The sequence below is a fragment of the Acidobacteriota bacterium genome, from assembly GCA_009838525.1.
Taxonomy (GTDB): domain Bacteria; phylum Acidobacteriota; class Vicinamibacteria; order Vicinamibacterales; family UBA8438; genus VXRJ01.
Genome location: VXRJ01000038.1, coordinates 250,132 through 272,868, shown reverse-complemented (window position 1 = coordinate 272,868; position 22,737 = coordinate 250,132). Strand labels below are relative to the sequence as shown.

At 65.2% G+C, this 22,737-nt stretch carries 18 protein-coding genes; 4 read left to right on the top strand and 14 right to left on the bottom strand.

Annotated features, from left to right (window positions below):
- Positions 1 to 92 precede the first annotated feature (92 nt).
- The 9 genes from F4Y45_18680 to F4Y45_18640 all read right to left on the bottom strand — a co-directional run bounded on the left by F4Y45_18680 (position 93) and on the right by F4Y45_18640 (position 8,701).
- A complete protein-coding gene (locus F4Y45_18680; GenBank protein ID MXY26532.1) occupies positions 93 to 410 on the bottom strand; it encodes a hypothetical protein in 318 nt (105 codons plus the stop codon).
- Positions 411 to 543: 133 nt separating this feature from the next.
- Positions 544 to 2,004 (bottom strand): hypothetical protein, encoded by a 1,461-nt coding sequence (locus F4Y45_18675; GenBank protein ID MXY26531.1) that lies wholly within the window; start codon positions 2,002 to 2,004, stop codon positions 544 to 546.
- Entirely contained in the window at positions 1,833 to 3,302 is a 1,470-nt protein-coding gene (locus F4Y45_18670; GenBank protein MXY26530.1) for an AAA family ATPase, read from the bottom strand. The genes F4Y45_18675 and F4Y45_18670 overlap by 172 nt, the downstream gene beginning before the upstream one ends.
- Before the next feature lie 143 nt (positions 3,303 to 3,445).
- Positions 3,446 to 3,874, bottom strand: a complete 429-nt coding sequence (locus F4Y45_18665; GenBank protein MXY26529.1) for a type II toxin-antitoxin system VapC family toxin — start codon at positions 3,872 to 3,874, stop codon at positions 3,446 to 3,448.
- Positions 3,875 to 3,879: 5 nt separating this feature from the next.
- Positions 3,880 to 4,116 carry a hypothetical protein gene (locus F4Y45_18660; protein ID MXY26528.1) on the bottom strand — a complete coding sequence of 79 codons (237 nt, stop codon included), beginning with the start codon at positions 4,114 to 4,116 and terminating at the stop codon, positions 3,880 to 3,882.
- A gap of 346 nt (positions 4,117 to 4,462) precedes the next feature.
- Positions 4,463 to 5,512, bottom strand: coding sequence for a hypothetical protein (locus F4Y45_18655; protein MXY26527.1), 1,050 nt, complete (start codon positions 5,510 to 5,512; stop codon positions 4,463 to 4,465).
- A gap of 12 nt (positions 5,513 to 5,524) precedes the next feature.
- Entirely contained in the window at positions 5,525 to 6,253 is a 729-nt protein-coding gene (locus F4Y45_18650) for an MBL fold metallo-hydrolase (GenBank protein MXY26526.1), read from the bottom strand.
- Positions 6,250 to 7,122, bottom strand: coding sequence for a hypothetical protein (locus F4Y45_18645; GenBank protein ID MXY26525.1), 873 nt, complete (start codon positions 7,120 to 7,122; stop codon positions 6,250 to 6,252). The genes F4Y45_18650 and F4Y45_18645 overlap by 4 nt, the downstream gene beginning before the upstream one ends.
- A gap of 550 nt (positions 7,123 to 7,672) precedes the next feature.
- The gene (locus F4Y45_18640; GenBank protein ID MXY26524.1) at positions 7,673 to 8,701 is read right to left on the bottom strand and encodes a DUF4268 domain-containing protein; all 1,029 of its coding nucleotides are present in this window, start codon (positions 8,699 to 8,701) and stop codon (positions 7,673 to 7,675) included.
- A gap of 224 nt (positions 8,702 to 8,925) precedes the next feature.
- Between F4Y45_18640 and F4Y45_18635 the strand changes: the two genes are divergently transcribed.
- Complete coding sequence (locus tag F4Y45_18635; GenBank protein ID MXY26523.1) at positions 8,926 to 9,462, top strand: DNA-binding protein; 537 nt, start codon at positions 8,926 to 8,928, stop codon at positions 9,460 to 9,462.
- Positions 9,463 to 9,508: 46 nt separating this feature from the next.
- On the opposite strand, the gene F4Y45_18630 is transcribed toward F4Y45_18635, so the two are convergent.
- From F4Y45_18630 to F4Y45_18610, 5 genes are all read right to left on the bottom strand, one after another.
- Positions 9,509 to 10,309 (bottom strand): endonuclease/exonuclease/phosphatase family protein, encoded by an 801-nt coding sequence (locus F4Y45_18630; GenBank protein MXY26522.1) that lies wholly within the window; start codon positions 10,307 to 10,309, stop codon positions 9,509 to 9,511.
- 354 nt (positions 10,310 to 10,663) lie between these two features.
- The gene (locus F4Y45_18625) at positions 10,664 to 11,365 is read right to left on the bottom strand and encodes a DUF4276 family protein (GenBank protein MXY26521.1); all 702 of its coding nucleotides are present in this window, start codon (positions 11,363 to 11,365) and stop codon (positions 10,664 to 10,666) included.
- A complete protein-coding gene (locus F4Y45_18620) occupies positions 11,365 to 12,489 on the bottom strand; it encodes an AAA family ATPase (protein ID MXY26520.1) in 1,125 nt (374 codons plus the stop codon). The genes F4Y45_18625 and F4Y45_18620 overlap by 1 nt, the downstream gene beginning before the upstream one ends.
- 331 nt (positions 12,490 to 12,820) lie before the next feature.
- Positions 12,821 to 13,381, bottom strand: a complete 561-nt coding sequence (locus tag F4Y45_18615; protein MXY26519.1) for a hypothetical protein — start codon at positions 13,379 to 13,381, stop codon at positions 12,821 to 12,823.
- Between the two features lie 116 nt (positions 13,382 to 13,497).
- Positions 13,498 to 13,815 (bottom strand): hypothetical protein, encoded by a 318-nt coding sequence (locus F4Y45_18610; GenBank protein MXY26518.1) that lies wholly within the window; start codon positions 13,813 to 13,815, stop codon positions 13,498 to 13,500.
- 90 nt (positions 13,816 to 13,905) lie between these two features.
- Between F4Y45_18610 and F4Y45_18605 the strand changes: the two genes are divergently transcribed.
- The 3 genes from F4Y45_18605 (at position 13,906) to F4Y45_18595 (ending at position 22,660) form a co-directional block, all read left to right on the top strand.
- Positions 13,906 to 14,166, top strand: a complete 261-nt coding sequence (locus tag F4Y45_18605) for a hypothetical protein (protein MXY26517.1) — start codon at positions 13,906 to 13,908, stop codon at positions 14,164 to 14,166.
- A gap of 272 nt (positions 14,167 to 14,438) precedes the next feature.
- On the top strand, positions 14,439 to 18,896 hold the full coding sequence (locus F4Y45_18600) for a DUF3883 domain-containing protein (GenBank protein ID MXY26516.1): 4,458 nt from the start codon (positions 14,439 to 14,441) through the stop codon (positions 18,894 to 18,896).
- Positions 18,893 to 22,660, top strand: a complete 3,768-nt coding sequence (locus tag F4Y45_18595; protein MXY26515.1) for an AAA family ATPase — start codon at positions 18,893 to 18,895, stop codon at positions 22,658 to 22,660. Before F4Y45_18600 ends, F4Y45_18595 begins: the two co-directional genes overlap by 4 nt.
- Positions 22,661 to 22,737: the final 77 nt, after the last annotated feature.

The window sequence follows — 22,737 nt, the reverse complement described above, 5'->3', positions numbered from 1 at the left end:
TCGTGGACATCGTATCCGCCTTTCGGAATGTGTCCACGAAAGTGGATCAAGCCCACTGCGTCGACTTGTAACCGTAGCCCAAAGACCGGATCTTAGCGATGAAATGCTGCCGTCGAATCATCCGGCTGAACCAGTGCAGGGATGAACGGGACGTCGAATCGGACAGCCTCGGCACCGTCCGTGGGGCCGTGGGCGGTCCAGCCACGATCCTGCAAGAACTGATCCAACTCGTTGTTGGAAAGCAGGTCGTGGAGCATCGCATCGAGGGTCAGCGCGATGTCCTCCATCAGGTCCGCCCACGTCTCGGACTCGACGGTGAGTTCGAGCGGATCGCAGATGCCGACCCAATGCTCACCATCTGCCCGACCGATTCGCCAGGGGATCTCCGCCTCGATGTGCACGACAGCCATGCTGCCCTCCTCCATTTCTGATCCTACCGTGTTCAGCGCCTGTTGCCGTGACCGGGCGTCACGGGCGAGCCCCCTCGTCCTGTGGGCCGTCTACCGCAGTGCCACCCCGTCACGGTTGGTCCTCGCTTTTCGTTTACGCGTCCAGATGTTCTCGCCAATCCAGATTCTTCGTCGCTCCGCACCCTCCAGACCGTCCGAAGTCCTGGCAACCCAGGAACAGGTGGCCGTCCGCACGACGGGGCTTTGTCCTCATCGGCTTGGGCACTGGGCACTTGCATAGTGGAACTTCCCAACCACATCGGCGGTCGTGACAGCGGCTGAGACCATGGCCGTCGCGGACCATGATGCCGTTGCCGCAGTTCTCGCAGGCACGCTCGGTGTGCCCACAATGGCTGGTGCGCCCAAAGCTTGTGCAACCGACGAAGGAGCCATTGCTCCCGTTCCTGAGAACCAGCGTTTCGCGGTTCGTCCCGCCAAGCTCGCAGGCGGGACACGGCTCATCGGGCCGAATGGGCTCAAGTAGCTCGACGAGTTCTTCTTCGCTCACGTCGTACTCGCGATGCTCGTTGCGCCAAAGCGTGTGACCCCAGAGCGATCGCTCCTCGCCGGCGCCGGTCAGGAGCAGGTACGCCTTTCGGCGCGCTCGAGTAAGTGCGACATACCCGATTCGGTGTTCCTCTTCGGCCTCGCTGAGCCTGCCCCGAATTGGCGCGAGCGCCTCGTCGAGGGCGCGTACTTCGGCCTGCTCGGCCACTGTTCCGGGTCCAGCATCAAGCACGACGACGTAGTCGGCCTCGCGTCCCTTTGCCTTGTGCACGCTGGCGAAATCGATCTTGACTCCCGCCTTCAAGGCGGCGGCGTGAACGGCGGCATGATGGAACCCCTCCTGCTTGAGGACTCGCTGTTCTGCCCCGCGTCGTAACTCCTCTGCCGACTTGCCCCAGAGGTAGTCCGGGAGCCTCGCCGGGTTGGAATCCCATTCACGCAAGAGGTCCGCGATCCGCGTGTCGAGGTTCCGCGCACGGTCGGCCAAACCGGCATTCTGCCGGCACAGCACGAGCGCAGATCCCTCCGTCTTGTCGCCGGCGCGAGCGCGGGACTCCGAGATTCGCTTCAAGACGCACAGGAGCCCCGCTGTGGGTCCATCTGTGGCGGAGATGCCGGGCGCGTCGCCAAGCACGGCCTGGCCTCGGGGGGTCAAGCGGCAGGAGCCAAGACTCACTGCTCCCGGCCAGCGCTCGTCGCTGAAGCCGTTCCGGTCGAGGCGAGCCCGACGCGCGGAATTGTCGGGCGACCATCGGCCGGTCAGGGCCTCGATGAAGTCGGCCTGGGCCGGATTGATGTCCTGCGCCTCGTCCAGCAAGACGACTCTCCAGGGGCACCTTGCCCCGGGCGTCTCCAGCGCCCTCGTGGCCCGGGGGATCACGCCTCGAAATCCTCCTTGTTGTTCTTCTGTAAATGTTGCTCCCAGCGGGCCATCACCGGGCGCGCAAGCCGTTCGAGTGCCCGGGCCGCACTGCGTCCGTCGCGCCCGAGACCGGGTGGCGCCATCGGCGGTCTCCTGTTCGAGCTCTGGCGCCACGCACGGATCCATGCATCGAGTTCACGTGCCATGCGTCGCGCACCCTTGCCCTTACTGTCGACAACGGTACGCAGGAGCGTGTCGACGCTGCGTGGATCGGGCGTAGGAATCGGTGTCCGGCGGTGCGCATTGAGTCGCCGCACCAGCAGGTGGCTGAAGCCCTCTCCGCCCGCTCGTGCGTGCTCGATGTCCCCGTAGCTCGTTTCGACGTACCGCAGGCGCATGGCTGCAAAGACGCTTCGTTTCCATTCGCGGTCTTCGTTGTAGCGGCGATGAGCGTCGCCGTCCTTTTCGAGGTACTCGGGCGGCAGGTTGCCATGGCGATCGTGCGAATAGTGCTCAAGCCAGATCCCGGCTTCAGGAGGAGGATTCTTCTCGTCGGGATCGTCCGGAATGAAGAAGTCGGGATGGTAGCGTCTCCCGGCGTCCGTACTGAGTTGCTCGGGAACGACCAGCTCCGTCTCGTATTGGTAGGCGATTCCGCAGGAATATAGGGTCAGCGCGATTCTGGCTTCTCCAAGCGACTTGACCTCCGTGCCTCCCGGAGGAACTAGTGGCAGGGGTGCGGCGCCGCCCGCTCCGTGGTGCCGACGAAAGGCCTCGGCTCGCTCATACACTTCGAGGAGCAGCTCGGGCTTCTCGGCCAGCGTCTCGTCGAGCCATTGGGACATGAGGGCCAGCCGGCGATGGGTGCTCCGGTCCTCGGCCAACTGTGAGATCCGCGGCGGTTGAAGACCCTGCTGCTTGATGACCTGCATGGCAAGCCGGTGGATCGTCTCGACGGTCACTCCGTCAAGGCCCCGCAGACGACCTCGGACTTCCTCGGTGGCCTTGTTCGTAAACGTGATGACGGCGATCTCGTCGGGCCGAGCCGCACCGGTGCGCACGACATGGCGCACCTTCTCGACGATTACCCGCGTCTTGCCGGAACCAGCCCCGGCCGTTACGAAAACGCGATCATCAAGATTGCCAACGGCGTGGCGCTGGGCCTCGTTCAGATGGGCAAGGGCCGGATCCGACGCCAAGAGGGACGAGGCGCGACGATTGTGCGCGTCGCGCCGCTGATTCGTCAGATCTCGCCCGGCCCACCAGAGGCGTAAGTAGTGCCCAGGCTGACGCCACAGCCACGACCAGTCCGACAGCGTCCGGCTGCGGAGCTCGGAAGCTTGGTTAAGTACTGAGAAGGGAATCCATACGCTGGCTACTCGTCTGCCTGACAGGATGTCGAGGAGGCCACTTAGTTCATCGAGAGCATGCTCCGGGGACGAGCGCTGCCGTATCCCGGGCGAAATCGTCGCGCTCTCAGACATCCAAGTGGCGCAATCCCTGCACCAGCGCGGCCACGCGGGATTGCCCCCCTTTCGCCCGCGCCTTTCCTTCCGGGGGCTTGACCTTCAGCTCGATCGCCACGACCCGTCCAGGATCGGCGACCCAGTGGCCCCGGGCTGTCCGCTCACCGGGGTTCCCCTGATGAAGCCGAGCCCGAGTCGGGCAGCAGGAATCTACACGAGAGCCCCGGTGCCCGGGCGAGGCGGGCGTCGAGCGTTGCCAGAGGCACCGCCAGCGCCTCTGCGCACGCGACGTACCAGGCGTCGTAGGTGGTCAGATTGGAACGCAGCTCCCAGATCCGCGCCGCGAACGGTGCGAAACGCAACAACTCGATTGGCAGGTCGACGATGTCCCGATAGGCTGCTGTCGCCTCCGCGCCGGATACGCTACGCGCCAACTCAGCCCGACGCAGCACGTTGCCGGCTTCAACCGGGGCCAGCTCCGGCGCGATCAGGGGCCCTTCGGACGTCACGCTGCGAGCCCAGTCGCCGTCGGGTCCGGTATCGACCACCGCCGCGACGAGCACCGATGCGTCGACGACGACCGGCGGCATGGATCTCAGCGGCGGCCGGCGTGGAGGTGGCGAATAATCTCGCCGGCCGGCAGACGCGTCCCCGTGGTGCTCTGGCGCTCACGCACCCTCTCTAGCCATCGATCGATGGACGGCCTCGATGCCAGTCTTTCGAGTTCTCCGCGCAAGTACTCCTGCATCGACTTGTGGGCCAGTGCGGCACGGGCCGCGAGCTCGTCGCGCACCGCTTCAGGGACGTTGCGCACCGTGATTTGGACAGCCATGCTGTCATTATGACGCCGTTGCTGTCTGCCGACAATCGCGGACGGTCGCTTGGCGCAAGAAGCGTTGTATCGTGCGCCGGGTGTCGCTTCTGTCCATCAACACGATCGCCGACGCCCCCAGTGGTACTCGCTCGCTGGGTGGTTCCTGCGACTTGGTTCTTCCTGGTTGCTCATCTTCCTCGTTGTCCGGGCCATTGCCCCGGTCGCTCTGCACACCATGCGGCAGCAGCAACGGTGGCGCGAGGAGCGACGCAAGAGCAGCTAGGAACGCCGAGGCGCCCGAATTGCGCCCGCGGTCCGCCGCGGATTCAGCCGACTCTGGAGCGAGCGGGACCGTGAGGAGCGGCTACTCATCCGGAAACTCCTTGAGGAGTGTGTCGGCGATGCCGCGCATCTGTCGAACGGCGTCATCGACCACGCGGTCCCGTTCAGCACCGGTCTTGAGGCGAATCGGAATGTACAGCCAGCCGTCAGCCTCTTGCGCTTCGTCGAACAGGTTCCTGACCTGGCGGATCTTCCCTTCGACGCCCGAAAAGGAGGAATTCGTGTCATGTTGCGACCAGATCGGGGTGATGCCCCGGTCGCGCCACGCCTCAAGCTCCACCCCCAGCCATAGGCCAAACTTCGAATGCAGGCGTAGGTAGCGGCCCACCGCGGTGTAGTTGTGACTCGGTCGCAGGCCCTTCGTCTCGGCGACGCCATCCACCACGAGACGGCTGGCAACCTCTTCGATGAGGCCGGTGTAGTTGATCATGCGGCGCGCCACACTCACGTCCGTTACCTCGTCCTCACGTAGCGGAAGTAACTCGCCAGAGTTCATCTGGTCCGTCAGTCCACGAAGTTGAACGATGTCTTGCTGAAGAGCAGTGTGTCCTTCGGCCTTGGCGGCGTGTTCCAACGTGGCCAAGACGTGTTTCCAGCTGGTGATCGCCAGGGTCCGATGACCGGCTCGCGCCCAAGTGATGTTGTCCGCCTTGGATTCCGCTGCGAGCTCAACTCCGTTACGCCGGCACTTGTCCCTAAGCTCGCCCCAGAGACCGTACATGCGCTGGTGCGGCACAACGAAGACGACCGCGCAAGGAGCGTCGCTTGGCAATTCTTCGAGGTAAGCGAGCGGCTGTGCCTCAGTCAGTCCGGCCCAGAACTTGTTCTCTACGAGGATTCGAACGACACCATTCGCGTCCCGGATAGTCAGATCTGGACGGTCATTCCCGTGCTGCTCTTCGGCGGAGATCAGTCCGAGCTTGAACGCCGGAAGGCCGGTGCGGCCCACTGTGTCAACGAACGCCGTTGCCACACCCGTCGATGCTTTGAGGACGTAAGCGAGTGCCTGCGTCGCAGCCGGCTCCTCACGGCTGGAAGCGACGCGGGAAACAAGATACCCGAGCAGACTCATGGTCGATCCTCCCTATTGACGGAAGACCGTCACCAACCGGTCGATGTTCTGCGACGCCGTCCACACGAAATGCAGGCCCGGCGTTTCCCGGAATGCCCGGACGAAAGCGTGTTCCAGCTCCGTTTCGCTGGCATACGTCTCGTCCGCCCCCGTCCGGCCAATCGTCGTTCCCTCCATGAGGAGCACGTCGATGTCCTTGGGAGGGCTCGCGGTCACTGCGTCGAACAGCCGGCGCTTGCGCCCGTGCCCGCGGAAGTCACCCGAGTAGAACACCCGCTTGCCGTCCGCCTCCACCAGCAGCGCGTAGGCATCGAATGCACTGTGATCCACCAGATACGGTGTCACCCGGAACGGTCCGACATCTATGGGTCTTCGGTCCTCGATGAAGCGGGGGGCGGCCAAGGTCTGGCTGCCTCGCACATACGGGCTTGCCGCATTCAACATGCGATGCGCCGCCTCACCGATGTAGATCGGAACGTCCGACCGGACTTGCCCTGCCAGACCGTAGTGGTCAGGGTGCGGATGGGTGATCATGACGCCGAGCAAACTGTCGTCCCGTGAGCGGAAGCCCGGAACGGCCGGCAACAGGTTCGTCTTCGCGCCCTCATCGTCGGGAGCGCCGAGCGGAAGACCTACATCCAGCACCAGGCGCCTGCCCTGCGCCTCAACCTCGATGCACGTGCCGCCGATTTCCTTCGTTCCCCGATGGATGCGCAACCGCATCCTGCCGCTGACGTTCATGGATGAGACCGGAGGGACGCCAGGGCCGAGCCGATGGCAGGCACCGCGACGAGGTGAACTCCGTACACTTTCAGCTCGCTGTCAAGCCGCGGCGTAGCGCCGGCAAGCTCCGACGGCTCAACGTCTTCCAGCGCCAGGCATTCGACGACGAGATCCAACCGCGCTTCGACGTCTCGCGCCAACCGATCGAACTCCTGCTCCCAGTCCCCCATCGCCTTGCGTGTTGACCCTGGCGGCTCCAACCAGTCACGCCACCATGCCTGCGGCGCCAGAACGACGACCATCGGCGGGTCCTCAGAAACGTCTGCCTCGAAAAGGTGTCTTGCGTCGTTCGCAATCACCTCGTGGTTGGCCGAGATGATCGCGGCGTAGCGCAACCCCTGCACCAACGCGGCCGCGGGATTGCCCTCTCTCGCTCGTCCCTCTCCTTCGGGCTTGACCTTCAGCTCGATCACAACAAGCCGTCCAGCATCGGTGACACCGAGCAAGTCGACCTCGCCAATACCCACGTCAACTTTCTTGGCCTGCAACGGCACCTGACGGTCAAGCACCCGGAAGTTGCCCATGCGAGAACACCGCCAGCCCTCCATGTGGCAGAGCGCCATCGCCAAGCGTTCCTCGAAGCGGTTGCTCTCGTCTTTACTGGTCCACTCCCGATCCTTGACGAGGTAGGGCTTCTTTCTGAACCCTCGGTTCGGTGCACAACGCCGGAGTTCCTCGTACTCCCGGCACAGCTCGCTTCTACTGAGCGCGGCAAGTTCTGTCGCCAGCCCGGTTATGGGCCGTTTCTTGCCGAAGAGAATCGGGAATTCGGATGGGTCAACCATGCAGTCGCCGCCGCCGCAACACGACGCTACGGCGCCGTACATCTCGGAGAGTCTCTCCCGGGTGCGCCGGGTCGTACATGGTCAGCATCGTGCCAGTCAGTCTAGCCGCGCGGTACCCGGTGATCGGGTGAATCGGCATCCGTCGCGACCTCTCGATGGTAGACAGACAACCGACAGCGGCGACTGCTGGACTGTCCTCGATCTATTCGGGCCACATGTAGGCCGTTCTGCCGCACGGCTGCACCAGACGTTCGTCGGAAGCGGTGGGTAGGGCGTGCAGGTCACGCTGCCACGTTAAGGCTCATGGCTCCGTAGAGGGAATTCGGCGACCCAACGCTGTTCTGCACATCGCGGTACCGACTTCGAAGCCAACGGTCGGCTGGCCGCCAGCCGCTGGGACCGGTACCCCAGCAGGTGAGGGTGTCGACGCCGAGCCCCAAGGGCGCTCTGATGTCGAGTATTGATGCAATTACGTCCTCAACGTCGTCGAGGGTCTCCGTTGTCACCCTGACGATTTCCCCGTCTCGGACCGTTGCTCGCGCAATTCCATGTTTGCCCTTGCCGCCGGGGTCGTATCCGACTAGCGTGCCCGTCATCGGCCCGTACTCCGACTTGTCATCGTGCAGGTCAGGTCCTCAGTTGGTTCCAACAGCCTCGGCCGGTGGTTCTGAGGATTCCTCTTCAAGCTGAGGGGCAAGTCCCTGGACGGCGGGTCGAACACGCGCTTCATCGCGGCCGCGGCACGGTTGAGTTCGAGCATCCTGGTCTCGTCCGGCCTGTCCCGGTAGTTGACGTCTACCCCGTAGCGGATTACCCACCGGCCTGCGGTCACCCCTTCCGTCCATTCGAGTGGCCGCGCCAGACCGCACGCCGCGAAGGCTTCATCGATCTCCTGTCGGTTCTCAAGAAGGACGGCGAGCGCCCCCGTCCATCGGCCCTTCTTGTTGGTGAGGACGACACGGGACTCGCGGCGGTTGACCGCGACGCGGTAGACCAGTCCCGAACCCCTCGCAGGTGTGTCCTGCAACCCGATGTAGTCCGGTTTGAGGTTCTTGAAGGGCGAGTCGATCCCTTGATCTCGCGCCTGCGCGAACAGAGCGGCCATGAAGTCACGTCTTTGACGCTGCGCCAGCGTGAGATCCGGATCCGCCCTGCCCTTGGGCATCGCGTCTTCAGACGGCTCGGCGACGACCGTGAACAGCGGAGCTGGTAGGGAATCGCCGATCCTGACGGTTCGGACCGTGACCATCCAGATCTGCCCGACGCCGCGCTCGTTCAAGGCCTCTACCGCCTTGACGTGCTCTGGCCTTCCTTCCTCCACGATCCAGATCGCTCGTTGAACGTCCCGCTGCGCCAGGTAGGTAATGAGTTGGCCGAGATGGCGGTGGTCACTCCGCCCGAACTGGTTCTCGATAACGACATCGCCGAAGTCGGTTTCCGCCACGAGGTCGATGCTGAAGTCCCCGGCTCCGACCTCCCTCCGAGCGTTCGTCAACCCCAGCCCGAGGACTTTGTCGAGATCGCCGATGTTCGTTTCGAGCCAAGGCGTGAAGTCGATATGCTCCTTCGGCCAAACCTCGCGGATCGCCACGCTCTCGATGAATCCGACGCCGGATGACATGTACTGTTCCCGGACCTCGTAACCGCTTGGGCAGCGAACTGTACGCACCGGCACCAGCAACGTCAATGCGAGCAACCCTCGCCCGGTAGTACCGCCGTCGGAACCTGGGGCACCAAGGGGGACTCGGCACTGCCGAAACTCGCCGGACGTAGCCCCGCCTCTGTGGACGGCGTATCCGAGACTGCCCGCACGAGTGGAATCCGAAGACGCCGAGGAGTTCCTAGATGCCGCTACACCACTTCACCCTGATCGTCGACGGTCCCGACCTGCAGGACGCCGCGTATATCGACATGCTGTTCGAAGCCGGGTGCAACGACGGGACGGTCGGCCGTGCCGATGGAATTCAGTACATAGACTTCGATCGCGAGGCGCCCAGCTTCGACGAGGCAATCTTGTCTGCGGTGACGGACGTCGAACGGGTCGCCGGCGCCGAAGTCGTGCGGGTTGCCGACGCCGGCCTCGTCTCCATGACGGACATCGCCACCCGTATCGGGCGGACTCGCGAGAGCGTTCGGCTCCTTGTCACCGGCGCCCGCGGTCCGGGAGGATTCCCGCCTCCCGTCACCGATCCGCGCGGCCGGTATCGGCTGTGGCGCTGGTCCGACGTGGCGAACTGGCTCACCACGCAACTCGGAGAAGTGACCTTGCCGGAGGATCACGCCGCGACGACCCTAAACGCCAGCCTCGAGCTCCGTCGCCAGCGGCGCAAACTGACGCCGACCTTCCGAAAGACGCTCCGGGCGCTCGCGGACCTGTCGTGAAACACGGAACGGCACGCACGCCCGTCGATTCGCTCGAACTCCTCGTTCAATCGAATTCGCACACTATCGGAAGGTGATCGCTCACTCGCGGATGGGTGTCGAACACCTCTTCGCGGCCCGGCACGCGCGCGCTCGTCAGGCGGTTGAGCAGAGGCTTGTTCACGTAGAGATAGTCGAGCTGGTGTTCAGCGGACTTGCTTGAGTGCTGAAACGTCGGAACGGAATGCCCGTTGTGGTGCGAGAGACAGTCCGTCAATCCGAGAGCATTCAGCCTGTCGATAATCTCCCGGTTGCCACGGTCGTGGGGCCTGTCGAAGTTAACCGAGCTGTTGAAGTCGCCGCCCACGATCCAGTTCGTCTCGTCGCCGAGGCTGGCGTTCTTCAGCAACGACCAGAGGATCTCGGTAAACCAGAGTTTCGGGTTGTTCTTCAACTTAATGGCCCGGAAATCACTGTCGTCGATCTCCTCGGCGTCCCGGGGAACGGCGAAAGCCGGCGAGTGAACGGAAACGACCTGGTAGCGCTTGCCTTCGTCGTCGTAGACCGCGCACTCGTGGATCCAGCCGTAGCGCGCCCCGTGCAACTTGTTGACGCCATCGAGTTCGGACGTCAGGAACGGCGTCGTGCTCATCCTCCATCTTGAAAGCACGGCGGTCTGGAATCGCGCGTTGTGCCCGCCGAAGAACTTCGGGAATCGCGCATGGCTGTTGTAGTGTCGCAGGACTTGATCAGGAATTCGGGTCACTTCCTGCAGCAGCACGATGTCCGCGTCCTCACGCTCCAGCATCTCCCACACGCCGTTGCGGGACAGGCTGGCCTTGTTGACGTTCCAGGTAATCACCTTCATCGGTCCTCAGCTCCCTTGGTGACCGGCCCCACGAGCCAATCGAAGGCCTTCGCCCCCCAGTAGCGCGAACTGGAAGCGCTTCCTGGGCCACCAGAGTCGTAAGTAGTGCCCAGGCTGACGCCACAGCCACGACCAGTCCGACAGCGTCCGGCTGCAGAGTTCGGAAGCCTGGTCAAGTTCTGAGAGGGGAACCCGTACGCTGGGTGCTTGTCTGCCGGAGAGGATGTCGACCAGGCCGCTCAGCTCACCGAGAGCATGCTCCGGGGACGGGCGCTGCCGCCTCACAGCGTCACCCTCCAACGGAATCGTCTGCCAGCCGCGTGCGCGTGTGCTCGCCGGCATCCAGGCGCCTCGCTACAGGCGACTATCGACCTTCACGCTGGTGAGCCGCTCCAGCCATTCCCGGAAATGCCGGCACTGCGTTTGGAGCACCGGCAATCCGATCTTTGCGGCAACGATTGGACCAGCAGAAGCCTTTCGACGGTCGTATTCCGGTATTGCCGCAGATATTCGCTTCGACGGCGCGGTGGTCGGCCCATCGTCGACCAGCTCCGGTGAATCGACTTCTCTCGCGGTCTTGACGAGTTGCTCAATAGCCGACGGTCGATCCGGGAACTGAGTGTCAAGCTTCTGCGGATCGGCAAACAGCAGAGCCTCGAACTCGTGAAGCTGGATGTACGGAATGAACCTCCTGTCGCCGATAGTCTCGCTCAGTGCCGCCTCAAGGAGTCCCACGCGCGCGTACGGATCGGAGACTTTCGCGGCTTCTGCGTAACCGGGAAAGTCGGCCGGCAGTTTGTATAGGTCAAACATGGTCGTGAATCTTGCGTCCCGGCCGCCGTCTCCTCGCACCCATCTACGAATGTCATCCCGGGCATGCTGGTAGGTGGTGAGGCCGCCTCGGTACCTGCGATCCTCTGCTCGCCGCTCACGTCTGGTCGTGACGCAATGCGCCACCGCAACAATCGACCGGTCCGCGAAGTGCTCGCGCAGCACGGTGTTGACGAATCTCTCCTCGGTCTGTCCTTCGACAATGAAGTTCAGGCGGAGGTACATCAGGGCCGCCCTCCGATAACGTTCTTCTCCCACAACTCGGATACCGAGTACGCTTCGAGCCACTCCCTCAGTGCGGTGGGATCCAGCCGCTTGAACGTAGATGCGCGATCCGGCCGTTCGACGACCACGACGTCGCCAGGATCGAAGCAGTCGACCAGCGGGACCGACTGTGTTGCCGCAATGATCTGGATGTTCGTAGCCGCCGCCGCGATCAGTCCGCCGACCACGTCTATTGCCGATGGGTGCAGGCCGAGTTCGGGTTCGTCGAGAATCAGCACGTCAGGGAGATCCTGCGCCGGCTGCAGCAGCAGGGTTATCAGCGCGGCTATGCGCAGGAAGCCGTCGGACGCCTGAGAGGCGTCGAACACCTCGTCCGTATCTCGCTCGCGCCAAGCCAGCATCAGATCACGACCCTCCGGTTCGAGCTCGAAATCGGTGAACATCGGCAGCACGAGTCGAATGGTGTCCACGATGCGCTGGTAGTGTCGCGGGGCTCGTGTTCGTAGCCGGTGGAGTACCGGCGCCAGGTTGCCGGCATCCTCCTTGAGCCAGCGATTGTCTCCAGCCGGCCACTTGCCGCGAATTCGGGCAGTGCCGGACGTGTTATGAAACTGATAGACCACCATCTTCCGCAGCAGCGTGCGGATGACCTGTGCAGTCTGATCTTCGACCGCGGCAGCGGGGAGTTGAGGGTCCTTGTGTCCGGCGCCCAGAGTCTTCCAAGTCGCCTTGGTCTGTCGTCCCGCGCGTGTGAATCGATACCGCTCCTCGGCGAAAACGAGCGTGTCTCCTGCGGCATGGAAGAGCCGAAAAGCGTACTCGTTCCTTCCGCTTGCCGTTCGGATCGTCAACTCGGCCTCGATCTCTCGGGTATGGGCGGGGCCATCGTGGAGAAGCCGGCGCGAAGTACCCTGCTGGCTCACGTGCAACGCCAGCTTGTCGGGGCCGGACAACGCCCAGCTCATCATGCGGAAGAACGAAATGAAGTTCGACTTCCCAGCGCCGTTGGGCCCAATTAGCACGGTTTGTGAGTGAGGTTCAAAGTCGACCAGTTCCCGGATCGTCTTGAACCCCTTCAAGGTGATCCGTTCCAAGCGGCTGCGCACTGCGCCTTCGGTTGTCATGTCCCGTTGTCGGCGTATTTCTTCGCCGATCGCGTTGAAATACCTATTCTCAAGGGAATCAGGATCCTGGTCGAGATGGCGCTCAAGTTCCTCGATCCTCACTTCTTGCTCCTGATCGAGCTCGGGTTCGACGTCGTTCAACTGCTGAGACCATTTCAGAAAGGCCCACTCCATCTCTTTGGCGTTGAGCCCGCGTGTGAAATCTACAGGACTCCGAATCCACGGCTCCTCGTGCTGAATCCAACGCGACGGGTTGCCCCGTATTCGGCGCGCCATCTCGTCGAACGCGAGGTACTGCCTTGGTCCAGGTGCTGTAGCGAGACTCTTCAGCTCAGCATCGGGTAGTGACTTCATGTTCGTCAGGGTCCTGTAGTGTGTCACGCCAAATCGGGCAGAGCCCGATTGATAACGGGAGACGAGGCGCATCGGCGACCCACACCTCCGTCTCCCAAGCGATCTCCGGCAAGTACTCGCCCATCGTCGCACGGTCGAGAAACGTCGTAACGAAGACGAGCCCGGCTATTGACCCGGCGAAGAGGTCCTTGAGTTGGTTGTGGCGCAGGACGTTCACCGGACCGTGCGACGTGACAGCCTCAATGAGAATGAGCCAGTTGCGCTCGACGTAGCGGATCACGACGTCCGGCATCTTCCCATACCGGTCGATCTCAACGCCCAGGTCCCGCAGGTACTCTTCGTCGTAGAGCAGGTGCTCTTCCGCCGTGTCGCCGCCGTAGATCACGTAGCCGCCGGGGGTGAAGCGCGGCGCAAGCTGCTCGACGATCTCCTTGACGAGTACGTTCTGGCCGCCCGCTGTGAGTTCGAGCGACTGTCCGTCCGGAAGATTCATGGCGATGAACTTTGTCTGCCGTTGCGTGTCACGAAGACGGTTAATTCCGTCACGGGATGCGGCTGTCGGGCGGACCGGATATGTAGTGGATCCCGCCGGCTCTGCGCTAGAGGACGTGCGCTTCCGCGTCGATTTTGTACCCGCAGCCCAACGACCGGACCTTAGCGATGAAACGCTGCCGTCGTATCATCCGGCTGAACCAGTGCGGGGATGAACGGGATGTCGAATCGGACAGCCTCGGCACCGTTCGTGGGGCCGTGCGCGGTCCAGCCACGATCCCGCAAGAACTGATCCAGCTCGTTGTTGGACAGTAGGTCGTGAAGCATCGCATCAAGGGTCCGTGCGATGTCCTCCATCAGGTCCGCCCACGTCTCGGACTCGACGGTGAGTTCGAGCGGATCGCAGATGCCGACCCAATGCTCACCATCTGCCCGACCGATTCGCCAGGGGATCTCCGCCTCGATGTGCACGACAGCCATGCTGCCCTCCTCCATTTCTGATGCTACCCTGCCCAACGGCTCTTGGGGTGATCGGGCGGCGGGGGTGAGCATGAGATGCCAGAGCGGCAGGTGAGCCTACAGGAACTCGAATCGGATCTCGACAGCTACATCCACGCCGTAGAGAACGGCGCCACGCTCGTCGTGATCCGTGACGGAAGTCAAGTGCCGCGGATCATCCCGGAGACGGACTCCGCTGAGCGGACACGCGCCGCGCTGAGAGCCAGCCTGACAATCGATTGGAGCGGCCGACGGCTGAAGAGCGGGCGACCATCAATGGGACTCCGAGACTGCGGCAGCGCGAGCGACATCATCATCAGCGAGTGCAGATGATGTCTTCGCACTTCTCGCCGGACTTGGTCAAGGCGTCGGTCTGACGGATACGCTCCCAGCGCTCGATCTGCCCACCGTGCCGCTCGCGCATCGCGTGGACAACCGAGAGCCTACGGGGAAGATCGCCGACCGCGGCAAGGCGCGAGCCGACTTGCAGGACTGCTCGTGCGATCCGATGATCGACCCGATGGCCACTGGAGCCATCAACGACCGCCTGCGGCTCCGTTCCGCTGAGGCTGGCGAGGCGCAGAACGACCGAGGGAGGACAACGCTTGACAACGAATGCAGACCGCCGCAGCGTGGTCGACAGGATCCGACAGAAAAACGAAGACGAATTCGGGAAGGGAGCACGCACAGCGGTCCAGAAACTGCTGTCGGCCGGCCTGCCGCACCCGTGGATGTACATCTACGAGTTGACGCAGAACGCCGTGGACGCATGCGCGAGGCGGGTCTGCTGGCGATCGGAAGGCGACGCCGTAGTGTTCCAGCACGACGGTCGCCTTGCGCTGGACGAATCCGACGTCAGAGGCCTGTCTTCGCTCGGCGCGTCCACCAAGGGACTCGCCACGGTGGGCTTCATGGGCGTGGGCTTCAAGTCGGTCTTCGCGCGTTTTCGGGAGGCGCGCGTCTCGGACGCCGACTGGCGTTTCCGGTTCGATGTCGGCGTCCGACGCGGAGATCTCGAATCGGAGGTACCAGAGTGGTTCGACACGCTGCGTCCACACTGGGACGACGAAGTCCCCGCACCGGACGCGGGTTACACCACCGCATTCTTGCTCGGTCGACCCGCAGAGCCGCGGCGCCCGGTGACGGACGACCTGGAACGGCTGGCGTCGACCGAGAACCGGACCACGCTCGCGGTGCTTGCACTGCGCGGCCTCACCCAGGTCAGCGTCGACGAGGTCGTCTGGAAGCTCTCGGTCGAAGACGACATCGTTACCGTCCGCCGTTCGGGGAGCGACGCACGCTGGCGCTGGAAGGCGTTCGTCGCCCACTACCGCCCGGACGACGCCGCCATGCGCCGTTTCCTAGAGGTGCGGCAAGAAACTCACGATCAGGTCGACCCGGGAGGCCGGCGGGCAGAACGGCAAGTCGTCGGTCTGCTGCGGCTCGACGACGACGGCCTGCCGAGTCCGGCCGATCATGGATGCGTGTACGCGACGCTACCCACACAGGTCCGGATTCCCTTCGGATTCCACCTGCAGGCCGACTGGTTCGTCAACGTCGACCGGCAGCAACTGCGCGAGGTCGCTGGAGACGCCTGGCAGGAAGCCATCGTGGGACAGGTTCCGGAAATCGTCCGCCAATTGTTGATCTGGCTGTCCGGCGAATCGGATGCCATGCGGGAACGCGGCTACCGTGCCTTGTGCGAACCCGATGACGACGGTGGCCTGCTGGCCGGCCCATTCCGGAATCTGCGCGAGGACCTTGCCCGGACCCTCGCCGATAAGCCGATCGTGCCGGTCCACGGCCCGGGCCCAAGACAGTTCTGTACTCCCGAACAGGCGGCAGTCCTACCCGAACCCTTCCACGCCGACTTCGTTTCCTCGTGGCGCCCCGACCTGCTCTTCGGTTCGACGGTCATGGACGCACACCTGTTGGGAGAACGCGCCACGGACTTCGCGATCTGGCTGGAGTGGGGGAGCGTACTCGAGGCCGACGAAGTCGCATGGAGGGACACGCTGCCGAACTGGTGGCGCGCACTCCCGGAAGACGAGCGGCCGGATGCCCTTTTCGCGCTCTGGCGTGGTATCGCAAAGAACGAGTGGCACCATGCTCCGGTCGTCCCGACGAAGGCGGGCGGATGGGCGGCGGCGCGCGACACCTCGTGGTTGAACGAGGAGCCGCCAAGCAGGCGCAAGCCAAGCGGGCGCGCTGTCGCCGAAGCGCTGGTTGCGTTTCTGCCGACCCGCGGTCGGCAATTGCAGTCTGGCATCCGCAATCGTGTGAACAACCGGCCTCATGATGCCGGCGTCAGATGGCTGAAGGAACACCATAACGAGGTGAAGCTCGCCGACTTGATTCGGCGGGCGGCCGACGAGGGCGCCGAGCTTCCATTGGTGGAACTCCTGGCGTGGGCGCTCGGCAAGGGTCCGTTGCGCCAGGACCTCGTGCCGTTGGTCCTGACAGAAGAAGGGCCCTGCAAGCCCACGGACGCACTCATGGCAAATCCGCTGGTCCCCGGCGGCGAGAGCCGGCGTGGTCTCTTTTCACAACCTGCTCTCGTCGCGGCCTACGCCGACATCGTCGACCGCTCGGCCGTCGTGGCGTTCCTCGAACGCCTCGAGGTGTGCGGTGCAGGTGCAACCGAGGTGCGAACGGAACGGATGCCCCGATCCGAGAGAGATCGGGTGGCGACGCGAATCGGCGTCGACGTAGCGGAGGTCGAACAGGCGAACGACGCGGGCTACAAAGTCCACGATCGTCACTTTCCGTTCGCGATCGACAGCGTCCCGCGAGCGGCACTGCAGGAGTGGTTAACGCTTGAGCACCACGCCTTCCGCGGGCAGGGATGTCATTCGGCGACCAGCTTCTTTCACTACCGGCGTTCCACGCCAGGGCGGGCGCCGGCCCAGTGGGTCCGGGACCTGCGGAGCCACGATTGGCTGCTCTGCACAGACGGCGAACGGCGCAGACCCGCTGAAGTGCTGCTCGCCGCCGACCCCGACCGGGAGGACGCGCCGGTCGCTGACATTGACGGCGATCTCGCTTCCCGGTTGGCGGAAGAAGGGGTGGATTTCGGGGGCGCAGTTCCGCAGTCGCCCACCCTGCGCCGACTCGAACGACGGGGCGCCGCGGAAATAGACGACAGCGATCTCGCAGCGTTGCTCCGGGAGGCGCTGGAGGCGGTCGGAGCCGGAGAGGCAACGGAGGACGATCTGCGCCGCGCGCTCGCCGTGGTGAATCTCCACGGGGTACCGTTGACGCGCCGGGTCGTGCGGCGAACCGGAGCCGGAGCCGGAGCGCGCGGCAACCTGGGGGGCTGGGTGGTCGCGCTCTCGGACTTCGAGCCGGCGCTCGCCGACGCGGTGCAGGCGGCCGCCGAGCTGCAGCCGCTGCCCGACACCACCACCGGCCGACAAGCGCTGGCCTTTCTTCTCGACACATGGGAACGGAAACCAACAGCCGGTGTCGAGGTGCTCCGCGGCCACCTCGCCGCCGCCTACCGTTACGTGCTGGACGATATGGACGCTGGGGACCTTCCGGTCGGCGCCTGGAAGGAAGCTCGTGCGCAGGCGCAGCTCTATGGGCACCGCGAGTGGCATCCCATCGGTCCGACGCTCGTGGTCGACGATGTGCAGTCGCCACTCATCCGCGAGTTCCTGCCGACGGACAGGATCGCGGTCGCATCCGCCCATCTGGGCGACACCAAGGCGCAGGTTCGACGTGTTGCGCAGGCTCTCGACGTCGCCCTGCTGTCGGCCGAAGTCGAGGTCGAGCCAGGAGAGCGAGCGACGGAACCGCCGTGGGCCAACCGGTTGCGGCAATTGACAGCGACCCTCTCACAACTCGAAGATCGGCCTTCCCTGCACGATGTCACTTTGCACAACGCGCTCTCGCTGCGAGTAGGCGCTCGGCGCCATGCCGTCTGGGCATACGTAGAGGGAGTCGACAATCAGAGCACGACGTTGCTGCTGGTCGGCAATCCCGCCGACTTCGCCGTACAAGCCGCGGAGCAGCTCGTGGAGCACTTCCAGTTGGGGCAGCGCGGACAGGAGGTGCCGCGGCTCACCGGGGCTCTCTTCGCTCTCGACGACGAGAGCGCGTTCCGCCGCCACCTGAAGCTGCTGGCTGACGGGCTCGGCGTCGAGCCGGCTGCAACAGCGTCCGGCATCAGCCAGAAGCCGTCGACGGAGGATTCCTCCGCCGACGAGGATACGGATGTGGGCACCGACGCTCGGGAGAAGGCCCCGGACTCGGTGTCCGGCGGCGGAGACGAGAGCGTACCAACACCGCGCAGCAGTTCCGGTCTATCCGGCCCGCACGCCGGCGGCGCAGACAACCGCCCTGGCCCTCGCGCCGCCTCAGGCCCGTTCGGCGGCAGCAAATCGCGAGCGGGCGGTCGGCGGGACGACGGAAAGCCTGCGCGGCCGAACGGCCACCGTGACCACGCCGCCGAAGGGGGCAGCCGCACGCGCCCGCCCACGCCGGGCGGCCGCGCCGCCGACCATGTCCGGATGCTGGTCATGTCGCGCGGAAATCACGACACGGACACCGGCGACGCAGCCTCTGTGCGGGGAACCCCCCGGGATGATCACCGCGCAAGGCAGGCGGTGCTCCAGTACGAGAAGCAGCACGGCCGGCGAGCCGAGGCGATGCCTGACCTGCAGCCGGGTTTCGACGTGCGAAGCGTCGATGACGGAGGCCGGGAGCGGCGAATCGAGGTAAAGGGAGTCCAGGGGCGCTTCGAAGAGGAGGCCAGCGTGGCGCTCACGGCGAAGCAGGCGAACGACGCGCTACGGAACGACGATGAGAGGGTGGAGTACTGGCTCTATGTCGTGGACTCTACCGAGACGGAACGCCCGCGGGTGTTTCCCATCAGGTGGGCGCGAGAGCGCACCCGACTGCGGTATGGCTTCTACGCGTACGCATGGCGAGACACTGCGGAACACCCTGCCGAGGCGACGGCGGAAGGGTTGATCGCCCTGTCGCCGGCCGCGCCCGAACCGCTGGACCCCGGCGACCTGCCGCTGAACTACAACCCGGTTGACGATGAGCGCCTGACGTGAGCCGCTTGCGACGGAGGGTTCAGCCGGAGCCGCGCGCGCCCTTCGGCGTCAGCCCATCTACCCTGGCGCGGTACTTCTTCCACGACTGCGATCGGTTCCTGCGCTTCCGCGCCACGCGGCGGCCGTCGCGCAACGGCGTGCCGCAACGCCGCTACGAGTCGGGCCCGGTGATGGCCGAGGTCCTAGAAAGCGGCCGCACGTGGGAAGAGCAGATCCTGACCACCCACCTCGCCGGCCGCGCGCTCGTCGCAGACGGCGACGGCGCGCTGGCGGATCGCGTCTGGTCGGTCGAGGAGAGCGTCGATCTGCTGCGCCGCGCCCGGCACGGAGAGTTCCTCTACCAGTTGACCCTGCGCGCGCCCGCCTCCCTGTACGAAGCCCTGGCCATCGACCCGACGCAGATCGAGATCACCGACAACCGGCCCGACCTCGTGCAGGTCACGGCCGAGGCTGCGGGGGGACGCCGCTTCCGCGTGATCGACGTCAAACGGGGGAGCACGGTGAGACTTCCCTACCGCATTCAGGTGCTGTTCTACGCGATCGAGCTCGCCCATGTCCTGCGCGCGGCGGGCATCGACGGACGCGTCGACCTCGCAACCGGGGCAGCGTGGCTGGGCGGCGCACCCGAACCGGAGGACTTCGACTTACTGGTCGTACGGCCGCACCTCGAGGACGTGCTCGCCCGGCTGCCGGCCCTCGTCGCGCAGCCGCTCGACGAGGTGGACTGGCACGTCCGCTACCGCTGCGAATGGTGCGAGTATCTGGACTACTGCCGATCCGAGATGGTGGAGCGTGACGATGTCTCTCGTCTTGTCGGCCTCACCGCGCACGGCAAGCGCTTCCTCGGCAGGTCGCTCGGGGTGCACACCCTGCCCGAACTGTCGGCCGCCCTGCGTGTGCCCGACGCCGACGACCGGCTGCAGGGCTGCGCGTCGCTGGCCGGCGAGCGCCCGCGCCTTGAGGTGCGCCTGGAGGCGCACGCCAGCGGGGAACCCGGCGTCTTCGGCTCACTCCACCCAGGGCTGCCCGTGGGCGAGAACGTGGCGATCTTCCTGAGCGCACAGACCGAGCCGGTCGAGGACCGCACCTGGCTGCTCGGGATGCTCGTTCAGGCCCGCGAGGATCTGCGCCGTAGCATTCTGGCGGAAGAGGGGCCGGCGCGTCCCTTCGTCGTTGTCGCGGACAGCCGGGAAGAGTGCGCGGTCGTGCGGGAGCGCTTCATCCGCCGGTTGTACGAGGTGTTGCGCCGCATCGACGACTGGAATGCGAAAACGCCCGAGTGGAGGGACCGACTGTCGGTCCAGCTCTACTGCTACAGCGAGCAGGAGCGGGAGCGGCTCGTGCGGGTGCTGCTAGAGGCGCTGCCCGACCCGCAACTGTCGCAGGCGGCGATGGCTCTGCTGTTCCACCTGCAGGTCCCGGACCTGCTGCAGGTGGACGACCATCCTCGGGACGTGGTCGCCCATCCCCTGATCCCGCTCGTTTCGGCGGCCGGTCGGCTGCTAGCCCTGCCCGTTGACGTGTCCTACACGCTGCCGGAAACGCTCGCCGCGCTCGGCTCGAAGTTCGAAGTCCGGCGGAATCGCTTTCACTACCCATTCGGTCATGCCGTACGCGCCGACGCAGCGCTCCGGGCCTGGAACGGCGAGGATGTCGACCTGCAACCCGTCGTGCGGGAAGCCGCCCACCGCCTGTACGGCTACCGCGCGGCGCTCTGGCAGATCAGGGACCTCGCCGGCGACCAGCTCGTGACTTGGCCACCCAAGCACGTTTTGATCTCGTCGGCCGGCATCGACCACCCGAGGCTGTCTCGTCTGGCCTTCCTCGCTCGCTACGAGAGCGTTATGGGATGCCTCGCAGTGCGCTCGGGACGCTGCGAAGCGCGCGACGTGATGGCCGCCAAGGGGACACTGAGGCCTCTGGTCCACGAAGGCGAGGGGCGCTTCCGCGTGGCCGCCGACGGCATCGAGATCGACGACGGCAGCTTCGCTCGCTGGCTGGTCGTACGAGACACTCCGGAGGGCCTGCGTGCGCAGGCGCGCTTCAACGACTGGGCGCACCGGGCGCGGCACTGGGGCGGGCGCGCCGATGCGCATGTGGGCATCGGAAAGGTCGCTGCCGTCGAGACGGACCCGCTGGGATTCGCACGGACCGTGCATATCGACTGGACGCACTGGCACGACCCACCGCTCGAGAACGGCGCCCGCGTCCTGCTGATGCCCAGCTTCCTGGACTTCAATACCGACCGGGCGATTGACGGCCTGAAGCAGTTCGACACGCGCGGCTTGTTCGTCCGGCTGCTCGACGACTCGGCCGCGGCGGCCGGCGCCGAGAGCTTGTCTCGGGCGGTAGACCCAGTGGAAACGGCAGCCACTTTCCGCCTCACACCGAGCCAGGCTGTTGCGTTGCGCACCATCGCCCGCTCGCGAGTAACAGCGATATGGGGCCCGCCGGGCACGGGGAAGACGCACTTTCTGGCCGCGTTGGCGCTCGGCCTGTGTGGGGCGCCTCGGAAACGGCGGCGGCTCCGAATCCTCATCTGCGCCATGACCCACGCCGCCATCGACAACCTGCTGCGGATGATCGTGCGGATTGCCGATGAGCTCGGCCGACCGGCGCCGGCGCTGGCCAAGGTTGGCGGGCGGGTGACCGACGCGCCTGGCGGCATCGAGAGGATCGTCGCGGAACAGCTCGACAGTTGGCTGGACGGGCACGACGCCGCGATTGTGGGCAGCACCGTCTGGGGCCTAGCGAAGTCGTCAGCGCCCTTCGACTTGGTGGTGATCGACGAGGCCTCGCAGTTGCGGGTGCCGGACGCGGCCTTGGCGATCGACCGCGTCCACGACCGGGGGCGTCTCGTCGCGGCCGGCGACCACTTCCAGTTGGGGCCGATCATCACCGGTACTTATCCCGAGCCCGCGGCAGGGCAACCCGCACTGCACCGCTCCGTCTTCGACTTGCTGCGCGAGCGCCCCGATCGGCCCGGGACGCCGCTCTGCCAGTTGCTGGAAAACTGGCGGATGTGCGACGTGCTGACCGGTGCGGCGCGCCTGCTGTACGGGCCCGACTACCGCTGCGCCACGCCCAACGTGGCGTCGCGGAGGCTGCACTTGCAGCAACGCCGCGCCGGGCTCACGGGTGCGTGTCTTGCGCCTCATGCGCCATTGGTCGTGGTGATTCTCCAGGGCGTGCAGGCAACGAACGCAAACCAAGTCGAGGCGGCGCTCGTCAGCAGACTCGCCATTGCGCTTCGGGACGACATGGCCGACGTCACCGACGATGATGCGTTCTGGCGAGAGCGCCTGTTCGTCGTGAGTCCCCACCACGCCCAGATCCGAGCCATTCGCCGCGCCCTTGCCGGCAACCGTGACTGGTCGGCGCGCCCTTTCGTGGACACCGTCGAGAAGATGCAGGGGCGGGAGGCCGACGCCGTGTTCGTCTCCTACGGCGTGGCCGACCCCGAGTACGCCGCGCTGGAGGCGGACTTCATCTACAGCCGCAACCGCCTCAACGTGGCCGTCACCCGGGCTCGAGCCAAGTCGGTGGTCTTTCTTGCGCAGCCGCTGCTCGATGCTAGCCCCGAGGTTCTCGATGTACCGGGTGTCGTCGAGGGCCTCGCCTACATGCGCGACCTGGTGCAACTCGCGCGCCGCCACGGCCGGCGGGACCATTTCGACCTTGAGGACGGGGTAGCGGCAGAGGTCGCTGCGCTCGATCGTGAGGTTGTGAACGGCGGAGAAGTGCACAACATCATTGCGAGATGAGCGTCAGGCGGCGCGTGATCTCGGAGCGGCCGGTCGGCGACCCACGTGCTGGACGGGCAGACCGAAACCGGGGCGCT